Source organism: Salifodinibacter halophilus (assembly GCA_012999515.1).
Classification (GTDB): domain Bacteria; phylum Pseudomonadota; class Gammaproteobacteria; order Nevskiales; family Salinisphaeraceae; genus Salifodinibacter; species Salifodinibacter halophilus.
The window spans coordinates 1-1,002 of record JABEEB010000008.1; the positions used below are offsets into that span (position 1 = coordinate 1).

Below are 1,002 nucleotides of genomic sequence, written 5' to 3' on the forward strand. Positions count from 1 at the left end.
CGGATCAGAAATAGAAGAATTACAGCGCAACACAGCAATAAAAATGCGCCGCCTGAACCACCAGGCTATATCTGCCACTCATTGTTGTGAGTGTGGCGATCCGATAGATGAACGAAGACGCCTGGTCGTTCAGGGTTGTCGGACTTGTGCAAGTTGCCAGGAGGATCTGGAACTTATCAGTAAACAGAGAGGTTCGAAGTGAGCGAAATTAACTCTCAGGCACTGCGTGAAGCGGCAGAGCAGGCAATGCATGACGACTGGGGATTTGACGCAGACCTTTTCCATGAATTGGTAACACCATCGATTGTGCTGGAACTGCTGGATGAACGGGAAAGAAACCAGCAATACATCAAACGCCGCGACCAGGAGAACGAGGATATTGCGCTAACAGTAGGGAAACTGCGTGTTGAGCTTGAAACAGCAAAATCAAAACTCAACGAGCAGCGTGAGTATTACGAAGGTGTTATCTCGGATGGGAGTAAGCGTATTGCTAAACTGGAAAGCAACGAAGTCCGTGAAGACGGAAACCAGTTTCTTGTTGTTCGCCATCCTGGGAAGACTCCTGTTATCAAGCACTGCACTGGTGACCTGGAAGAGTTTCTGCGGCAGTTAATCGAACAAGACCCGTTAGTAACTATCGACATCATTACGCATCGCTATTACGGGGTTGGAGGTCAATGGGTTCAGGATGCAGGTGAGTATCTGCATATGATGTCTGACGCTGGCATTCGCATCAAAGGAGAGTGAGATCGGTTTTGTAAAAGATAACGCTTGTGAAAATGCTGAATTTCGCGTCGTCTTCACAGCGATGCCAGAGTCTGTAGTGTCAGATGATGACCGTACTCAAACATCGGGTTGAGTATTATCTTACTGTTTCTTTACATAAACATTGCTGATACCGTTTAGCTGAAACGACATACATTGCAAGGAGTTTATAAATGAGTATCAATGAGTTAGAGTCTGAGCAAAAAGATTGGGCGTTATCAATGTTGTGCAGATCCG

At 46.2% G+C, this 1,002-nt stretch carries 2 protein-coding genes; both read left to right on the forward strand.

Features of this window, described 5'->3' with window-relative positions:
* A partial coding sequence (locus HKX41_10375; protein NNC24543.1) for a TraR/DksA family transcriptional regulator occupies window positions 1–202 on the forward strand: 202 nt, incomplete at its 5' end.
* Complete coding sequence (locus tag HKX41_10380; GenBank protein NNC24544.1) at window positions 199–747, forward strand: ead/Ea22-like family protein; 549 nt, start codon at window positions 199–201, stop codon at window positions 745–747. The genes HKX41_10375 and HKX41_10380, both read left to right, overlap by 4 nt.
* Window positions 748–1,002 lie beyond the last annotated feature (255 nt).